This window comes from Bacillus sp. 22475 (assembly GCF_052044835.1).
Taxonomy (GTDB): domain Bacteria; phylum Bacillota; class Bacilli; order Bacillales; family Bacillaceae_G; genus Bacillus_A; species Bacillus_A cereus.
The window spans coordinates 62,167-80,917 of the sequence record NZ_JBQENW010000003.1; the positions used below are offsets into that span (position 1 = coordinate 62,167).

Here is an 18,751-nt window from a genome sequence, read left to right on the forward strand (position 1 = left end):
CTTGTATGAATGAAACAGGATCTTAAACTAATTAACTTCTTTATCATTATACTTAAAATACATCAGTAAATTGCAAAGTTAAAATTAAAATACCTAATCCCCATACGTAATACGCGAATACTTTTAAGGAGTGACGTTTTAAATATTGAATCATCCATGAAACGGCTATGTATCCAAAAAACGCTGCTGATAACGTTCCGACAATTAAAGATGTACTAGAAATAGATTCTGCTTTCCCTTGAAAAACGTCTACAAATTGCAAAATGATAGCTCCAACAATGGCTGGTGTCGAAAGTAAAAAAGAAAAGTAAGCAGCTGTTTCACGATCTAATTTTCTCCATAATGCAGCGACAATTGTCATTCCAGAACGAGAAATGGCTGGAAAAATAGCAGCCGCTTGAAATGACCCGATAATTAGTGCGTCTTTATATGTTATGTCATCCATTTTTTTACGACCATTTTTTTGTTTATCTGCCATGTAGAGAAAGAATCCAGTCACTAAAAACTCCCAACCGATCGTGATTCCTGTTTTTGAAATATCTTCAAAGAAGTCTTTAAACAATAAACCAATAACAACTGCGGGTATTGTCCCGACTATAAGTAATAACATTAGCTTTGAAAATGGATTTTTAATTAAATATATAAATTCTTTTTTGTAATAAATAAACACTGCAAGTAAAGTCCCAATATGCAACATCGTATCTAAAAATAAGCCTGCTTCATCTAATTGAAATAAATGCCTTCCTAAATAAAGATGTCCGGTACTACTGATTGGTAAAAATTCTGTTAAACCTTGAATTATACCTAATATGAAAGCTTCTAACCAATTCATGATGGTCTCCTTTCTCTTTTGCTTGTACCAATATATGAGGGTTAAATTTTCGATATGAAAAAAACTATATTTCTCTATGAATTTACTTTTAGTTTATGGATATATATGTAAAGAGAATTAAGGAGGGTTATTATGTGGAAGCACACAAAATTCGGTAATGTATTACTTTGGATGGGCCCTATCCTTGTATTTTTAGGACTATGTATGACAAATGTTATTTCAGATATTCCTTTCTTTGAGGGAAAACATAAAACGCTTGGTATTGTACTTATATTTATAGGGATATTCTGTTTTATTGTGGCTAATCATTTGAAAAGAGGAGAAAGATATGAAGAATAAATCTAAATAAAAAACAATCCTGGCATATTAGCTAGGATTGTTTTTTATTAATGTTGATTATTTGTAGAATACTTTATCAACGTTATATTTCGCTTTGTATTCATTAATGATATATGTTTCGTAAATTTCTCTTTCTGTTGGATCTTCTACGATACATGCATCAATGCGGTATACTTCATCACGGTGATTTTTAATTGGTGAAACATTATCTTCAAAATGCTTCTTAATACGTTGTCTAATTTTACGAGCTTTACCTACGAAAAGTAGTTCGTCATTAATATTGTAAAACATAAAAATGCCGCCTTTATCTCTAGGGAACAAGTGGAAATCGATAAATCCATTAATTGGAGTAATGATTGGCTCGTCTCCTTTAATAACTTGTTTACGTTCAGTAATTGTAACATCAACTTCAGGGATACTAATTTTAATCAAGTTCATTCACGTCCTCTTTTATTATAAAGATAAATAATAGCATACATATGTAAGAAAAGCTACGTTCATAGGTATATTTCATTTTATAATTCAAATATTATAGGTGTATCATGTAAACTCTTCTTCCAAATCATATGATCACTTGATTCTCCCCAATAATCTTTCAGTACATAACTAGGCTCTCCAAACTTCTTTGTCCATATACTTTGCGCTTTTCTGTATCCACTATCTAAACAAAATTCTGTTATTCCTCTGCTAAGTAACGTAAGAAACATTGTATGTAGCAGTAAACTCCCGATACCCTTTCTTTGATACTCTGGAAGTATAAATACAGTTCCTATTTCATACAAATCCTTAAGTACACCACCTGTACAACTAGTAATCAATGTACTTGCTGGACCAACTTCAATTGTTCCAATGATTTTATCGTTATTTGTATCAATCGCTAATAAAAAGTAACGACTTTCTCCGTTACTTTCAAAATCACTTTTCAAATACCGCTTTTTTGAGTTAATTTCATTTTCTATGTCATCCAATAATTGTGACAATCCTTCATTTTTGTATGTATTCGTAATAACGATACGGAAAAATAAATATAGTTCATCTACATCATTCAAATTCGGTCTTCTAACTGCAACGTTAGTCATGAATGCATTCTCCAATCTTCATTATGCCATTGTCAATACAACACTTTACATAATCTATTCATCATTATTCTGCAAAAACCTGCATAAATCCAGCAGTATAGAAAGCTCAGTATAAATATTGATAAAATAATTTTTATGTCCATAGTTGTATGAACAGTAGGACCAAGTACCGGAAAACGGAAAACATCGAGAACGATCATAATACCTATAAGTAGACACGTTGCTGAAAAAGAAACTATCCAAATTCTCCTCTTTAATTTTAAAAAAGATACTCCTAAGGCTAGACCTAATAAGCCTGTAGTAAAAGGAAAGACAATTAGTTCACTTGGCTCAATAATAAATAGTAGAAAAATAGTAAGAATATAAGAAAGTATTCCCTCACGAGTAGAATAGAAAATAGCAAAAAAAATCGGTAATGTCGAAAATGGACTAATGAGCAAACCTATACCAGGAACTAAGTTACCCGCTGCTTGAAACATGGTGGCTAATGCACTCATCAAAGCTGTAAGTACTAACTTATTCGCAAGGGACAATTTTCTTTTATGAACAAAGCTTATATCATGCTCTATCATCAGTTGATACCAATAACGTACAAACCGATTCATTAAAATCCCCCCTAAAGACACCTCATTCAGTACTTTCTATATTATTCGTACACATACGGTTTATGAGTTACTTTCTGTAAGTTAATAGATTCTCATACATTGAAGATTTTTAGGTGGACAAGTTAAGTCGTGCTTTTTGGGAACAGAATAAATTCCTTATATTTTTAGACTGATAATTTGTATCGTATCAAGGGATAATTTCAAAAATGGTACCTTTGTTAAAATCAGTTACTTTCATAGAACCGTAAACTCCTAAATATAATCTAGTTTGATTCAAATTTGTTCCTAAACTCATATAATAAGCTGCTTGCGTACCAAAATCATAATTAGTTTCAATAGCATGAAAGTCAGCATGTTTACCGTCTGTACCTGCTCTAGTATAAGCTAAAACACCCTTAACTGGCGGTTGAGAATCTTCTTTCTTAGCAAGGTCAGTAAACACTACGCTACCTGTTAAATTTGGAATTGCATTTCCCATATATGGCTGAACTCCTGTAAGTGAAGTTCCTCCAAACTTATCTGTTCTAGAATCTTTATGAAAATAACTAAGTAGAGGCAGAATACGCTTCACTGAAGTTTGTATTGTTTCATCATGATAAACCATTGTTCTCTCATCCAAAGTCTGATTTTCGGAACAATGTCGTATAAAAGAAGTAGGTAAATCCCCTTCCCATCCTCGCCACCCAAAATTGATAAACCCATCTTGATTGGGAGTTAACCTCATAAAATGCATTTGAACAAGTTCTGTAACCGGTATAGGTTTATATTGAACAAATGAAAAAATAGACTCTACAATATCTTGTCCGACATTTCCAGCGTATTTGATATATTGATTATAAAACCTTTGAAATGAAATGCCGGTTATATTACGTACTCCTTTTGCAATTACTGTAAGTGTTTCTTGTATAGATAAAGGAAGTTCATTAAAGCGTGTAACTACAGGAGGGTTATTTATAAATGTATTTTTACTTACATCGATTTCAATTATTTTTCCTGCTATTTCTAAATCATCTTGGCTTAAATTAAATGGATCATAACCTGATCCGCCATCTCCATTTGTAAAAACAAGTTTTCCATTCTCTGGTGAAAAGTTTAAACTATTGACTCCGTTATGATTAAAAAATGGTCTTCTTACATTCAGTAATGTTCGTCGCTTTTGAGCTTGACCATTAGGTTGTAAAGTCCATTCTTCCACAGTATCAATGTGATTATATTGCGTATTTCTATTAACCCACTTTAAATTTAACGTTTTAGGGTCACAAGGATTCGGTTTAAATTGTTCAGAAAGTGCACCTGGCCCTTGAGTTCCGGCTACTGAATAATGTAGATAAAATAACCTATTTTGATAAAATTGTGGATGGAACGCAAGTCCTAGCAATCCGCGTTCATCATAACCGCTACTAGAAACACCTTCTTCAAATGTACCTAATTTAATAATTAGGTGACGAATATCTAAAAATGTCTTTATAACTCCATTCCCTATGTAGAAAATCTCTCCTAATTGGGTTGCGATAAATAGTCTTTCGGTCGATTCGCCTGGAAGTATTGTTGTTTTCAATACGGTTGGTAAATTTATATTATGAACAATGGGTCGTAAACTAACTTTAACTTTTGTCAATTTACTGTACACCCCTTTTTCTTCTTTTTATAGAAGAATATGATTAGAGTAGTTCTGTTAGTATCAAATAAGTCGTATTCCTTTTTATTACAATTTTGTATATAATATAATTATAAATAATATGGGGGACGAACTATGATAATCGTACTACAAATCATCTTACCACTAATTTTCGCAGTCTATTTATTTACCCTCTATCATAACGGGACGTATGGATCAGCTTCATTCATTTTAGCAGTCATGATAGGAATTTTCGGTTTAGAGAATATTTTTCAATATGCTAGTCTAACAGATCATGCTATTTATCCATATTGGGGAAGTTTGAAGGCTGTTGTTATCGTTTTATCAGTCGTATTTCTATTTAAAAAAGGTGGTTTAACAGGAAAATATTGATTTGTAATGTGTTACATATTTTCTTGTTAAATTGCTTTTATTTTATAAAAGAAGAAATATTTATGTGAAAACACGAAGGGATGTGTTACATATGTCTATAAATATTATTTCAATAATCTCTATCATAATATGGATTGTGTTAATTACAGAACTTATAAAACCTTCAAAAGAACAGAATGGACGAAAAATAATTAGGATTCACTCCTAATCTTTTTATATTTTGGGATAGCACCACATGCCCAGCAAGCTAAGGTCTTGAAGTAGCCCCTAAACAAAATTTTAAATTTTTCTAAAGTTATTTATGTGAATTCAAATCGTTTTCAGGAACATATGTGGTCCTTTTATAATTTGAAGTTCTTTTTAAGCTTCTTAAATTTTCTGTACGAACGTCTAACAATGTTTAACATAAAATACGGTATTTTAACGGGGAAAGGCAATTTATAAATGAAAGGAAAATAAAAGGTGAAATATGCCTTTTCTAGGTCTCTCCACTTACTATCTTCTTTTGTTTTTAAGAAATCAGATACATCGACTACATATCCCCTTCCTTTTTCCATCATCACATTTTTCCCGTGAACATCACAAGGAGTTAACCCTTGTTCCCTCGCATACTCTAAAGCCTCATTAATATCAAGTATTACTTGCTTAGGAATTTTAATCCCCTTATGAATAGCATCGTATAAGGTAATTTCTTTTAAACGTTTCAATACTATGAAATTTTCTCCTTTATATATAAGCTTTGAATAAGAAGGATGTTCTCCAATTCTTCGGTATACTTCTGACTCTTTTTCAATTCCTTCTCCTTCTCGCACGTAAACTTTCACTACCCAATCTTTGTATTCTTTGTGCATGAATACTGCGGCATAATTACCTGTTCCTAAACACTTCCAAAGTCTAGGAATATCTTTAACTACTACAGGCTCGAATTCATCCTCACTTCTTATACTTACCTCTTTTAATAATTCGTCCTTTATCAATCCCACAAAACTATTTATACTCATCATTCCCACTCCGGTTTTGCTAAAAGGGGGCCCACCCACATTTTAACGAAAATATACACTAAGCGAATTTTAGCATAAAACGAGTCATCTTTCTTCTTAAAATAAAAAGCTAACTCATTTTATTTAAATTGTTGAATACTTAATATTTATTCCGTTATTCATAGCCAAAAACCGTACGATATAAAAATATTTCTAACTATTTTCATTTTTTCAGAGTCAACTGTATAGGGCTTTTCTTAGTACAAGTTCTCTTAGTAAATTACCTATACAAAATCTATATTACTCTATTTTATAATCTAAAACATTGTTTAGAAGTGTAGCAAAGGTTTGTTAATGGTTCAATTCTTGTTCCACTACTATCTTTGTTAGCTAACACTTTTATTGTTTTAATAATCTTTTGTTTAATTTCCACAATGCTGTTTTGTTACTATCCCATTTCAAAAGCGTTACTGCTTTCTCAAAGCATAACCATTTATAATTGAAGTGTTCTTTAGATAATGATATGTTTTTTGTAGGGACTTTAACTCCAAAAGAAAATTCTTTTATTACATAAACTTCTTCTCCCCAAAGGAATCCTCCAACTACATCCTCTACTGGTAGTGAAGACACAGAATCTAATTGTATATATGGACATTCTCTTGTAATACCAGCCTCTTCAAACGCTTCCCGTTTTGCTGATTCAATAGGAATCTCACCGTCTTCTCCGCCACCAGCTATTCCTTGCCAATATCCATAATCACTTCGGTTAAAAATGGCATATTGAATAGAATCGGCAGTTTTTATATAAGGAAATATCAATACTTGATATGGCGCTCTCATTACTTAACCTCCTCTCGAAAATAAGTTTTAAATCAATATGAATAAAGAGCCGACATCACAATTCTACATTATTAATGCAGGTTTATAATGTCGGCCCTCTATTTTTAAATAATTTTATTTTTCATAAACAGGCTTACTCTTAACAGAGGAAAAACTACTTATTCTCTGTCGAATTTGTTTAGCATGGTTTTTCATAAATGTTAGCAGTACTCCGTATTATTCAATTGCGCCAGCAACGTCATAATCATTTAAATCTAATTCAATCGGTTGTCCGAGCGCTAGTTTAGCAAGTTCCGCTCCTAAATATGGACCAGCTGTTAAACCCGAAGCCCCTAATCCATTCGCAACGAAAATTCCTTCAAAGTTAGGTAGTGGTCCGATAACAGGTAAGAATCCTGGTGTGAATGGTCTGAACCCAACTCTCGTTTCAAGCATTGTAGCATTTTCTAAGCCAGGTGCAACTGCTAATGCCTTATGGAATACTTCATGTAAACCACCAGCTGTTACACGATGATCGAAACCAGTATCATTCTCATGTGTTGCACCAATTACGACATGACCATTGTCAAACGTTAAAATATATTGATCGTTTGGTGGCATAACAACTGGCATATTTTCTGTTGCTGTATTTTCAATTTGCAGATGAACAATTTGTCCTTTTTGGAATGTAACTAAGAAATTAATTCCTAATGGGTTCAAGATTTCATTCGCCCATGCGCCTGCAGTTACAATAACCTTTTCTGCTAAAATTGTTTCATCGTTTACTGTAACTCCAGTAATATGATTTCCTTCACGGACTAATATGGCATCGCCTTTTATAAAAGTTGCACCATGTTTTTTCGCAGCACTTATTAAGGCATTGCGTAATAATCTTCCATTTACTCGTGCAGCACCACTAATATGAACAGAACTATATTCGTCTGATAATGCTGGGAATAATTTTTTTGTTTCTTCAGCTGATAAGCGAGTTATTTCACCAATCTCTGGGGCATCTTCACGTCGTTTATAAGCTCGCTCTTCCATTTGATCTAACTTTTTCTCGTCAGTATGTAAACTAATTGCACCTACACGATTATATCCTGTGTCAGTTTCACCGTCTTCTTCTAATTGCTGAATTAACGAAGAATAGTAACGTGCACCGCCTTTAACGATTTTATACCATGCTTTATTACGACGCTGTGATAGCCATGGACATACAATACCTGCTCCTGCATCAGTTGCTTGCCCTAATTGTTGGCGATCCACGATAGTAACATTCGCACCTGCCTTAGCAAGATGATAAGCAGTAGACGCTCCTAAAATTCCAGATCCAACTACAATATACGATTTCATTTCAAACACCTTTTCTCTTTTGCTAATTATATAAATACAAGAACATTCCTTAGTATAATGGAAGGAATGCTTTTTTCAATGTACTCATCACAATTAATTGTTGCAGCATTGTGACTTTCTTAATCATTATTTTTTCTTCTTACGGAATAATTCAATTGTTTTATAGCCTTGTGAAAGGATTTCTATCATTTTCTCTAGACGTTTTTCACGTGTTTTTTCTTGTTTTACAGAAAAAAGATTACGTGCCCAATCTTTCTGATATCCAGGCGTTAAACTTTGATAAAACTTAAGTTCATTCGGGTGATTTGTTAATAATGCTTCAACATCTTTAATTCGATCTGCATAGTCGGCAACACATTGACTCATAGCAGATGTTTTCGTTGTTTTTTTCTTTTCACGTTTTAAACCTACAACAGTAAAGACTTCATCCATACTTACCATTCGTGCAAATTTAATATCGCTTTCTCCCACATAACCATCTTCTCCAACGTTTAATGCCGGAAACATCTCATCACGGTGAATAAACGTACTATAACGAGCATTACCTTTTTTCGGATATGCGAAGAATACGTAACCTTTTTCAATTAGTAATTCTTCATTACTAATAATAAAATTCGTTTGTTTCACCATTTCATCAAGCGTTTCTACAAATATAAAGATAGCATCGTGTTCTTTTGAGAATGCAGTTTCTTTACCTGTAAAAATGTCATAATCACTTGGTTCGTTAATAACGACCATATTTGTATACTTATTAAGTTTCAATTTATCAATAACTGACATAATAATCTTCCTTTACATTCAAAATTCATTGTACATACTTTTTCGTACTGTTCTAGTGTATTATATGTATTAAGAAAATCAAACTTTAAATCGTATTATTCTGCTGCAAAAGAACATAATTCTTTAATAGATGGGTTGGTTTTATGCCATATGTAATCCGAGATGAAGGGCTAGTTTTACAAGGGGATGATGGAAAAGAACCAATTTTTCATACATATGAAGAAGCTGAGGAAACATTAAAAACATTAACTATACCGTAGTTTCCGAAACGTATTAGAAGAAAACCATTTACACCAAAAATAATAAAAATAGCCGCTTCTGAATAAGAACCGACTATCTTTATTATTCATGACTTAATAGCAAATAAAGTATATAAAAACTCTTTATATTGATCTTCTGTAATTTCATGCTTAGTTTTTTCCCCACGAATAATTTCAGTTAAACTTGTATTCGTTAATGAAATATGACCGGAGTTCGTCAACTTTACTGCAATTGGTCCTTTATTAAAAACAGACTTCTCATCTTCTATCACTCTTCTTTGAACATCGTTTACTACTATCTCATCAATAATATGTTTATAAAAAGCATGACAAACTTTCCATTCTCCAGCAGCATCTATTCTTTCTAAAACATAATTTCCTTTACTCGTATCTTTCCGTCTCACCCGGTACGAACCATTTTTTGAAGAAACAGACTCGCCAGTAAAAGGTACAGGAACAAGAGGTACTAACGAAGCTATACCGACATCAATTAAATACTGTACATTATCATAAGTTAAAATAATTGTTATGTGGCCATCCTCAAGTGCCCATGCATTTATATCGTTTTTATAAACCGTACCTAATGCCAGTTGTACATCATAGCCACAGTCTCTTAAGAAATAGTAAAAAAGAGTGTTTAATTCGTAGCAAAGTCCACCACGGGAACTAGTTAAAATTTTCTCTCGTAAGTTTTCCAGAGAGATTTGATTCGTATTTCGTGCTATAACATCTAAATTCTCAAATGGTATAGTATGCGCAAACGAAAAGAGTATGGTAGGTAATTCTTCAAACGTTACTTCATTACGTTTTTTAAGATTTAATCTTGTGAAAAGCTGATCTTGTAAACTTGTCATATTTAGCACCCCTTAAAAATTTATAAGTTTAAATAATATATGCTGATTGTAAATTTTAAGGGGCACTGTAACAACGTACATTTCATTAAACTGTACCGGTACAAAAATTACGATTCACATAGGAGGTGTCATTACACATGTTTTTTGTAATCACTTCTTTTTGTGGCAAACCAAAAGCTACGAATATAAATTTAATAGTTTATCTATAGGCAAACTATTACTATCACTTAAATCAACAAAATATTGAAGTTGCCATGCTTGGCTCTTTTTAGCTTGATTACTAACAGTGGTATCCCAAACAGGATAAATTCTCATTGCCATTTTCCCTGTTTGACTTTGTGTTCTCAATATTTTTTCTTTAAGAAGAATCTCTTTAGGAAAAATAAATTGCCCTAGTTTATTATCAGCAATACAAGTGATTACTAATAAATCAGGAGCAGCTTCATAAGAGAAAGCTCTATTTCGCATATTTTCATCTTTCTCCCAAAAAGAAACAAATTGCCCAATTTTATTAGGAGTAACTTTTGATTTTCTAAAACGAATGGTTTTGTTATTTAAGTGAAATAAACATCCTGCATATTCTGCGTTTTGCTTTTCTTCTTTTAGATTCGTAATCATTAAGTTGTTAGGTTTGTAAACTATATTATTTAAATTTTGGATTATATTATTAAAATTGTTCAAAAAAACTCCCCCTTTATTCATCTCTTAGTTTACCACAAACATCAGTTCTTCTATATCGTATATAATTATGAACTAAGTGAAATGGGGGAATTTAGCAGGATATAATTATTACTTTAATGTACTTAGTTTTTCAATTGCTTGTTGTTCAGTTGCTAAGTAAAAAATGTCATTTCCTTTATTACATTCATAAATAAAATCTTTTAAGCTTTTACTAGTATACATAGAGAAATTTCCAACAATAGCAATCTTTACCTTGTAGTTTATAAACTTTTGAAGGATATCACCCGCAAGCCGTGTTTTTAGGTCAAAGAAATCTTCACTTATTAAAGATTTATGGATAATAATATGTTTCGCATCTACCTCATTTTGAACTGTTGCCATAGTATCTAATGCAGACTGAACATCCGATATTAATACCTTATCGTTTCTAATGACCGCAATATTGATTCCATCGATTACTACTTTCTTTATTTCCATAGTCCCACCTGTACAGAGATAATAAAGTTGTTTAATTTACAATAAAGTCATTTAAAAAATAATATAGTAGTTTAAAAATCCTTCTTCTACTAACGAGGCAGGTTAGTGGAAGAAATAGCAAGTGGGTTTAACTAGGAGAAGTGTCGATGACATTACAGAAGACACCGAGGTGTCTTCTGTTTTTTAAATTAAGGATATCAATAAATTAAGATTTATTTACTTAACATTATACTTATTTTCGGACCGAGGCATCTAATCGGTGAGTATATACAAACCAAGTAATGCTTGCTGTTAATAATGTTGACGAAATTAAAGCTGTAAGAACACTATATGTTTGCCAAATAAGTATCGTTGACCAATCGAAGGCAAAAACCATTATACACTGGGCAATCGTAGCGATTAGGAAAATAATTGTTACGATTGTTCTCTTTTTTGTCATTGGCTGCTGCTCATTCGTTTTCCTTTTTCTTAATCCTAAGAAAAATAACAGAACGGCTAATAGGCAAAGAATAATTGTGGTAGACGAAAAAATGATGTCCAAAAGCTGTGTGCCGCTTATCTCATATGACTGAGTTAGATTGCCGTTTAATATATTTTTAACTTTTAGTACCAGGTTTATATTGGTATTTGTGCCGTTGCTCAGTAAGCAGATGGCTGTTCTTTCATTTGGCAGTATGGCTACTTTGGTACTAAAATTTGGATTACCCCCAGTGTGTTCTATAAACGTTTGTTCGGCGTTTACCGACCAACCTGCCGCATAATACATATCATTGACAGCCGAAACAGACATATCACCCCTATGTGATTTTTCGATGGCCCTGTGAAATATTTCGGGTATGTCCTGCACGATACCCATCTGTATGCCCATCCAACGCGCCATATCTTTTGTATTAGAAATGATATAGCCGGCAGGTTTATTCCCAGCATAATCCGGAGCGTTAAATGGAGTTGTTATAAAAAAGGAAGAACGGTAGCCCTGTGCTAACTGTCCAGTGGCTTGAGCATCTTCTTTATAAACATACGTCTGGTGAAGACCTAAGGGTAGAAGTACCTGTTCCTTCATAAAGTCTTCATAGCTTTGTCGTGATACAATCTCAATAACCAAACCCAATACGTCATAATTAACGGTTCCATATTTATATTGTTCACCGGGAGAGAACGCCAATTCTGCATCTGCCAGCGTTTCCACAGTCTTTTGCAACATATCAGGCGTATTACCTTGTGGAATATTTTGAGTATGTCTAATATTTGTTAGGCCGCTGGTATGGTGAAGAAAGTTATTTAGTGTAAGGTTTTGCATATCAACAGGTTTACCTTGATACTTTAACGTAAACCAAGGTAAATATTTTTGGATAGGGTCAGTCATTGATAGCAGCCCTTGCTCTTCCAATAGCAAAATCCCCATACCAGTAAAAGCTTTACTCACCGAGGCCAACTCATAGAGTGTATTTTCACTTGCAGAAAGTCCCTTTTCAAGATCTGCATACCCAGAAGAAAAGTAGAACACTTCACCATCAGCAAGTATTGAGAGTGACATTCCAGGCACACCTGACGTACGACAGGCATCATCTAGCAATGCTTGTATTGCCACAGATTTCGAATCTGACAACGCATAACTTTGTGTTGCAAATCCTGAGAATAATATAAATATCGTTAATACAAAAACAATAGTTTTTTTCATACACTCTCCTTTTTGAAGAATTATAAGGGTATAAATAACTTATTTTTATAACTATAAACCAAATTCTAATTTATCTTTCTATTTATCTATATAATATAAAATAATTGTGAAGAGTTACACTTAAACTAACGGGGGCGTTAGTTCAATAAGAAGTAAACAACTTTATTATCCATTTTTTAAGCATTACATAAGCAGATGGATATAATTTGAAACAACTTTAAAGAGCCTTGCTGCATATAGAATGTAGTAAGGCTCTTATCTTTTTTAATCAAAATTCAATAACTTTATTATCACTATACACCACCCCTTTATAATTTACACAGTATGAGTAAAATTGTTTTACAAAACTTCGTATTAATCATAGATTAAATTAGCCACAGCGATTAAAATCGCCTCTATTTTTTATTGTAAGTATATATTTTTTATTACTAATACGGTCAATGAAATTAATGATAGTTTCTCTTTTTTTTATATTTTTGAATATATATATGGAATTGCCTTTACTTGTTATAAAAATATTGCGGAGTAACATAACTTAACAAACTATTCAAAGTGTTAATCTCGGCATATGGTTGTATTTTGGTAGTATTCTTGATTTTCTGAGGGTTAAACCACACACCTTTTATATTTGCATTTTGAGGACCAGCAATATCCTTTTCTAAGTCATCCCCAACAAATAAAGTATTTTCCGGTTGTAAATTTAACTTATTTAATGCTAGTTCGAATATACGTTTATCAGGTTTACTAAATCCCACTTCTTCAGAAATAATGATTGTTTCAAAATACTTATTTAAATTCGTGTTAAATATTTTAGCTTTTTGCCTCTGAGTTGAGCCATTTGTTATAATTCCAACTTTAAAGTGCTTCTTTATTTGATTTAAGAAATGAATAGTATTTTGCTCTATTGAAAAACATCTAGGGAAATTATTATTCCAAAAATCTTGGATGTAATTGCGTGGCAATCTATACTTCGGCGTGAATTCATCAAACAATGATTCTAAAACTGTCGTTTTATTACTTATGCCATATTCTCTTTTATCGTATTCTTTGAATTTCTGTAACATGTTGCTTTTAGCCGCACCATCTACATTTTCATAACACTTTTCTAAAACAATTAAAAATAATGCCTCTACTGCTGTATCCCTATCAAGTAATGTATCATCTAAATCAAACAGCATCGCTTTATAACCCATCAAATCATTTCACAACCTTTCTAGCATTATATAAATCTCTCCAAGTTTGTACCTTTAAACTTTTGGTTTAGCAAGAACATTGTTATGTAGTGATTAACGATTAAATAGAAACTAGATGAAAGAAATCCAAAGTTCTTGGCACACACTCTAGTATTACGGTAGCTTCTTCTATATTGAAATTCCTTTTCCTCTTTTGGTAAAGAAGCAAAAGTATATTTTCGCAAATTTCAAGAAAATACATACAATTCACATTATTATACATTAGTTTTTCGTAAATATTAATCGTACATCAATTCATACGATAAGTTTTTTTTAGCAATTATTTCTCCATCAAAAAATAATATAGCTAATAATACTTTTTGATAGTAAACGTCCTATGAAGTTTACTACTGTATCTCCACATAAACTCCAGATTGTACGGCTATAATGACTACCAGAGGTGATATTATGAAAAACTATCATATCCTCGTGGTTGAGGACGATCAAGAAATTCAGGAATTAATTAAACAATTTTTAATGACACAGCATTATACAGTGGTAGTCGCTTCAGATGGACTAGAGGGTATGACACAATTTAATAAGCAATCATTTGATTTAATTCTTCTAGATGTTATGATGCCCAATCTTAATGGGTTTGAAGTTTCTAAAATGATTCGAAGTCAGTCAAACGTACCAATTATTATGCTAACTGCGTTGGAAGAAGAGGAAGATCAAATGAAAGGATTCGATCTTGGGATCGATGATTATATAACAAAACCCTTTTCATTTCATGTTTTGATTAGACGAGTCGAAGCTGTACTTAGAAGAAGTTATGATAAAAATGTAAATAATCATTTGATATTTAAAGAAGTTCGTATCGATGTGGATGCATATAGAGTGTATGTAAATGACGTTGAAATTATATTAACGACAAAAGAGTTTGAAATTCTACAACTACTATTTCAAAATGAGAGAAAAGTACTTACAAGAGAAAATATCGTAGAGAAAGTTTGGGGGTACGATTATTTTGGAGAAACACGAATAATTGATACACATATTAAAAACCTACGCAAAAAATTAGCTATCCCTTATATTAAAACAATAAAGGGTATTGGTTATAAAATTGATGAATAGTATTGTGAAACTCATGAAAATGAAGCAAATCACTTATAAACTCTTTATGACTACATCTCTCATTTTGTTATCCTTTGCAGTATTGATTTATTTAACTTTATACTTCTTTCTCCCTACATTTTATGAGCAATATAAAACAGATCAACTTCAAACAGGGATAAACGAAATCATTGATAAGTCTAAAAATCTTACGTTTCAAGATGCGATACCACTTTTTGATGAATACGCAAAAAAAAATAATGCGATGCTTTACCTTCAAAATAAAGAAGGGGTAATTATTTACTCTCCTTCGTTTTCTTTTATTCAAAGTGGTACGCAAAAAACAGTAGTTACTAAAGCAACACGATTCGAGAATGCAAGTACCCTTAGCAATTCATATAACGTTACGAAACCAATTCAATTCCAAGATGGTAGTTTAACGCTTATAGTCTTTGCTACATTTCAACCGATTGATGAAGCTTCACAGGTTTTAGTCCGCTTTCTCCCCTATATTAGTATCATTGTACTCGTAATTGGTATAGGGAGTGCTTATTTTTATTCCAGGTTTATTACAAAGCCACTTATTTATATTAATGAAGGTGCACAAAAGATGGCAAATTTAGATTTCTCCGAAAAAATTGAGGTTCGCTCTACAGATGAGTTAGGAGAATTGTCTAATAGTTTGAATGACATGTCTATTAACTTACAACAAGCTATGTTTGATTTAAAAAAAGCAAATGAACAATTAAAAAATGATATTGAAAAAGAAAGAGAAATAGAAACAAAACGCAGAGAGTTTTTTGCGATTGTAGCACATGAATTAAAGTCCCCTCTTACTGTAATGAAAGGATACTTAGAAGGGATGATTTACAATATTGGCCCTTATCAAAATCGCGATCAATATTTAAAGAAAAATCATCAAATTATTGAAAGTATGGAACAATTAGTTCGTGAAATTTTAAGCGTATCGAAATTAGAACAACACACCTTCAAACTAAAAGTAGAGGAAGTTAATCCTTCAAAGTTAATAGGTACAATCACAAAAGATCTCGAATTTTTTGCTTCTCAAAAAAGCATCGAAATAATAAAAGAAATTGATTCTGACCTTTCTATTTATACAGATTGTGCTCTTTTAGAAAAAGCATGTAAAAATATTATTCACAATGCGGTTATGTATTCACCACATAATGAAAAAGTCTATATAAAGTTAAGTGAGGATTCGAAACAAGGTCAAATCGAAATGCAAATTATAAATACAGGTGTCAATATTAAAGATGAAGATTTACAACAAATTTTCAAACCATTTTATCGAATTGAAAAATCAAGAAATCGAAATACTGGAGGAAGTGGTTTGGGGTTATATATTGTTAAACAAATTCTTGAAACGCTAGATATAAAGTATTCAATAAAAAATATGGAACATAGTGTGCAATTTTACATGAGTATTCCATTATCTAAACATAAAAACAAGCAAACTCTCCTTTAAATAGGACGAGTTTGTTTGTTTTTGTAGTAAGTATAAATTTATTAACAGGTTTTTCACTTAATGGACAAATGCTGCTTCTTAAATGGCGATTATCATAAGTAGTGACAAACTGTATTCAATTTACATATTTATCTTCTACTATAACAGCAAAAACGAAATTCCGCTTAGCAGCAAATTAGATTCTCTTATTTGAGATGCATTTCATCTATGAAACTGAAAAGGAAGATGAAAAATGCATATTTCCCTCCATTTTTCAGATTAATTTGGAACTCTTTTATGATAAGCTATATGTAAAGATTAAACATAAAACAAAAAGGATGATTCGTATGCAAATAAGACCAAAGGTAAGTGAATATAACTCCTATTATGCAACGTATACCAACTTGGTATCAGACGGAAATATCATACATATTCTAGAACAACAAATGAAAGAAACGAATCTTTTATTAAAGGGAATTTCTAATAGTGAGGGACTTTTCCGGTATGCTCCTACTAAATGGAGTATAAAGGAAGTAATCGGTCATATAGCAGATACAGAACGGATTATGGCGTATCGATTGCTATCAATCGCTCGAGGCGAGACAGCAGAACTTCCAGGCTATAATGATGATATGTATGTTCTTAGAGCTGCTTTTGATAAGCAATCAATGCAAGATCTTCTTGAGAATTTAATAGTTGTTCGCCAATCTACCCTGTATTTACTTAGAAGCTTAGATAAAGAAGCTTGGTCACAAAGAGGAAATGCGAATAATTCTGAAGTTACAGTTCGTGCATTAGCATACATCATTGCTGGTCATGAGCTTCATCATCTTCAAATTATAAAAGAACGTTACCTTGGTTCTGATTTATATCCAGCTACTTAACATTTGAAGAAAATGAGTCCTATCTATGTAGGGCTCTTTTTCAGTATTTATAACGGATTAGTGCTTAGAACTATGGCAATTAAATGCATTTATTTATAAAGTCCACCACATAATATATATGCTATCCCCTCTTATTCTGTACATAATTTTCTTTAGGCTGATATACTATAAACACAATAGTTCTGGAAAGGTGATGATATTATGTATGAACAACAAAATAATAGAGATAGAGATCAAAAAATGATGTTTTTCATGCAAGGAGTTCCCACAAATAAAATTAACATGCATCAATTACCTAAATGGATTAGAATTTTTGGCTATTGCGCGTTTGGTTGGATGATAGTATTTAGTTTAATTATGATTGTAGGTTTAATTCTGCAATAACTATACAGATACACAGGTAAACGGGACAGCATTTAGATTATATATCTAGGTATTGTCTCTTTTTTTATGTGTGATTATCCCATGATATAGGTAACCAATTATAATAAAAAGAACTTGTAGAATATCCTACAAGTTCTTTTAAAAATATTATTAAAACGGGAACAACAAACTATTTTAACATTCAGTACAGGGAGACCATTTTGATTATGGCTTGATTTTATTATAAATCAAATATAAGCTTTTGAAAGGTCTAGTTTTTGAAAAATATGTGAATTAAACAGCTACGATGTTTATATTAGATTTCATTTATGATCAACTTCTTCTTACTTAAATACACTGCACGATCTGATTTTTTAGCAACCTCCTGTGAGTGCGTCACAACAATAATGCATTTATTCTCTTTATGTGCAAGTTCTTGAAACAGTTCTATTATATCCATTGCGGTTTCCTCGTCGAGGTTTCCTGTCGGCTCATCTGCAATTAGTAAATCAACATTACAAGATAGTGCTCGAGCAATTGCTACACGCTGTTGTTGCCCGCCACTTAGTTGCAGGACGTTTCGTTTCGCTTCAGCTTCTGAGAGTCCTACCCTCTCTAATAATTCTAATGCTCTTGCTGTTTTATTTTGCACTTTAACACCTGTAATTTCCATTGCTGTTAAGACATTTTGAAGAGCGGTCATATAGGTAATTAAGTTATAAGATTGGAAAATTACAGATACATTTTGATTACGGTATCGATCCAAACCAATTTTTCTAATATCTTTGCCATTATACAGTACATAACCATTTTTAGGGACATCCAGTCCACAACCTAAGCTCAGAGTTGTGGTTTTACCAGATCCAGATGGCCCTAAAATCGTGTAGAAATGTCCTTTTTGAAAAGAAAAGTTAACATTATCTAGTATCGCTACATTTTTTCCATTACTTTCATAATAATAATCCAAATTTTTAAACTGTAAAATCGTCTCCATATCGAGCCT

At 32.1% G+C, this 18,751-nt stretch carries 21 protein-coding genes and 1 pseudogene; 7 read left to right on the forward strand and 15 right to left on the reverse strand.

The genetic code is table 11. The annotated features are described in order from the left end of the window. Positions 1-52: 52 nt before the first annotated feature. Positions 53-832, reverse strand: coding sequence for an undecaprenyl-diphosphate phosphatase (locus tag ACTJJY_RS06535; protein ID WP_001104274.1), 780 nt, complete (start codon positions 830-832; stop codon positions 53-55). A gap of 132 nt (positions 833-964) precedes the next feature. Here ACTJJY_RS06535 and ACTJJY_RS06540 point away from each other — a divergent pair, with 132 nt between their 5' ends. Next, on the forward strand, positions 965-1,171 hold the full coding sequence (locus tag ACTJJY_RS06540; RefSeq protein ID WP_440605239.1) for a hypothetical protein: 207 nt from the start codon (positions 965-967) through the stop codon (positions 1,169-1,171). Between the two features lie 57 nt (positions 1,172-1,228). Here the strand turns inward: ACTJJY_RS06540 and ACTJJY_RS06545 are convergent, their stop codons facing one another. The 4 genes from ACTJJY_RS06545 to ACTJJY_RS06560 form a co-directional block, all read right to left on the reverse strand. Beyond that, a complete protein-coding gene (locus ACTJJY_RS06545; RefSeq protein WP_001048947.1) occupies positions 1,229-1,609 on the reverse strand; it encodes a nucleotide excision repair endonuclease in 381 nt (126 codons plus the stop codon). Between the two features lie 77 nt (positions 1,610-1,686). Continuing rightward, positions 1,687-2,250: a GNAT family N-acetyltransferase gene (locus ACTJJY_RS06550; RefSeq protein ID WP_440605240.1), complete on the reverse strand. Its 564-nt coding sequence runs from the start codon at positions 2,248-2,250 to the stop codon at positions 1,687-1,689. Between the two features lie 32 nt (positions 2,251-2,282). Beyond that, positions 2,283-2,855, reverse strand: a complete 573-nt coding sequence (locus ACTJJY_RS06555; RefSeq protein WP_440605241.1) for a hypothetical protein — start codon at positions 2,853-2,855, stop codon at positions 2,283-2,285. 187 nt (positions 2,856-3,042) lie between these two features. Further along, positions 3,043-4,473, reverse strand: a complete 1,431-nt coding sequence (locus tag ACTJJY_RS06560; RefSeq protein WP_440605242.1) for a PQQ-dependent sugar dehydrogenase — start codon at positions 4,471-4,473, stop codon at positions 3,043-3,045. 135 nt (positions 4,474-4,608) lie between these two features. Here ACTJJY_RS06560 and ACTJJY_RS06565 point away from each other — a divergent pair, with 135 nt between their 5' ends. Beyond that, the gene (locus ACTJJY_RS06565) at positions 4,609-4,866 is read left to right on the forward strand and encodes a hypothetical protein (protein WP_000587696.1); all 258 of its coding nucleotides are present in this window, start codon (positions 4,609-4,611) and stop codon (positions 4,864-4,866) included. A 341-nt stretch (positions 4,867-5,207) separates the two neighbouring features. Here the strand turns inward: ACTJJY_RS06565 and ACTJJY_RS06570 are convergent, their stop codons facing one another. From ACTJJY_RS06570 to ACTJJY_RS06585, 4 genes are all read right to left on the reverse strand, one after another. Continuing rightward, positions 5,208-5,867, reverse strand: a complete 660-nt coding sequence (locus ACTJJY_RS06570) for a serine/threonine protein kinase (RefSeq protein WP_440605243.1) — start codon at positions 5,865-5,867, stop codon at positions 5,208-5,210. Between the two features lie 378 nt (positions 5,868-6,245). Next, positions 6,246-6,686 carry an NUDIX hydrolase gene (locus ACTJJY_RS06575; RefSeq protein ID WP_440605244.1) on the reverse strand — a complete coding sequence of 147 codons (441 nt, stop codon included), beginning with the start codon at positions 6,684-6,686 and terminating at the stop codon, positions 6,246-6,248. Between the two features lie 216 nt (positions 6,687-6,902). Continuing rightward, positions 6,903-8,018 carry an NAD(P)/FAD-dependent oxidoreductase gene (locus ACTJJY_RS06580; protein WP_016081365.1) on the reverse strand — a complete coding sequence of 372 codons (1,116 nt, stop codon included), beginning with the start codon at positions 8,016-8,018 and terminating at the stop codon, positions 6,903-6,905. Positions 8,019-8,144: 126 nt separating this feature from the next. Further along, positions 8,145-8,798, reverse strand: coding sequence for a YdeI/OmpD-associated family protein (locus ACTJJY_RS06585; RefSeq protein WP_000110846.1), 654 nt, complete (start codon positions 8,796-8,798; stop codon positions 8,145-8,147). Between the two features lie 143 nt (positions 8,799-8,941). On the opposite strand from ACTJJY_RS06585, the pseudogene ACTJJY_RS06590 reads away from it, so the two are divergent. Then, positions 8,942-9,124, forward strand: a pseudogene (locus tag ACTJJY_RS06590) (hypothetical protein). A gap of 20 nt (positions 9,125-9,144) precedes the next feature. Here the strand turns inward: ACTJJY_RS06590 and ACTJJY_RS06595 are convergent. From ACTJJY_RS06595 to ACTJJY_RS06615, 5 genes are all read right to left on the reverse strand, one after another. Next, complete coding sequence (locus ACTJJY_RS06595) at positions 9,145-9,912, reverse strand: arylamine N-acetyltransferase family protein (protein WP_440605245.1); 768 nt, start codon at positions 9,910-9,912, stop codon at positions 9,145-9,147. A 177-nt stretch (positions 9,913-10,089) separates the two neighbouring features. Continuing rightward, entirely contained in the window at positions 10,090-10,614 is a 525-nt protein-coding gene (locus ACTJJY_RS06600) for a MepB family protein (RefSeq protein WP_326342130.1), read from the reverse strand. An 87-nt stretch (positions 10,615-10,701) separates the two neighbouring features. Further along, positions 10,702-11,070 (reverse strand): DUF4180 domain-containing protein, encoded by a 369-nt coding sequence (locus tag ACTJJY_RS06605; RefSeq protein ID WP_440605246.1) that lies wholly within the window; start codon positions 11,068-11,070, stop codon positions 10,702-10,704. A gap of 232 nt (positions 11,071-11,302) precedes the next feature. Beyond that, entirely contained in the window at positions 11,303-12,751 is a 1,449-nt protein-coding gene (locus tag ACTJJY_RS06610; protein WP_440605247.1) for a serine hydrolase domain-containing protein, read from the reverse strand. 500 nt (positions 12,752-13,251) lie between these two features. After that, a complete protein-coding gene (locus ACTJJY_RS06615; RefSeq protein ID WP_440605248.1) occupies positions 13,252-13,944 on the reverse strand; it encodes an HAD-IA family hydrolase in 693 nt (230 codons plus the stop codon). A 447-nt stretch (positions 13,945-14,391) separates the two neighbouring features. On the opposite strand from ACTJJY_RS06615, the gene ACTJJY_RS06620 reads away from it, so the two are divergent. From ACTJJY_RS06620 to ACTJJY_RS06635, 4 genes are all read left to right on the forward strand, one after another. Further along, positions 14,392-15,057: a response regulator transcription factor gene (locus ACTJJY_RS06620; RefSeq protein ID WP_000800727.1), complete on the forward strand. Its 666-nt coding sequence runs from the start codon at positions 14,392-14,394 to the stop codon at positions 15,055-15,057. Between the two features lie 13 nt (positions 15,058-15,070). After that, entirely contained in the window at positions 15,071-16,522 is a 1,452-nt protein-coding gene (locus ACTJJY_RS06625) for an ATP-binding protein (protein ID WP_440605249.1), read from the forward strand. Between the two features lie 326 nt (positions 16,523-16,848). Then, positions 16,849-17,385 carry a DinB family protein gene (locus tag ACTJJY_RS06630; protein WP_016512709.1) on the forward strand — a complete coding sequence of 179 codons (537 nt, stop codon included), beginning with the start codon at positions 16,849-16,851 and terminating at the stop codon, positions 17,383-17,385. Positions 17,386-17,586: 201 nt separating this feature from the next. Further along, complete coding sequence (locus ACTJJY_RS06635) at positions 17,587-17,769, forward strand: hypothetical protein (protein ID WP_098390845.1); 183 nt, start codon at positions 17,587-17,589, stop codon at positions 17,767-17,769. A 295-nt stretch (positions 17,770-18,064) separates the two neighbouring features. Here ACTJJY_RS06635 and ACTJJY_RS06640 read toward each other — a convergent pair whose 3' ends face one another. Next, complete coding sequence (locus tag ACTJJY_RS06640; RefSeq protein ID WP_072938658.1) at positions 18,065-18,742, reverse strand: ABC transporter ATP-binding protein; 678 nt, start codon at positions 18,740-18,742, stop codon at positions 18,065-18,067. Positions 18,743-18,751: the final 9 nt, after the last annotated feature.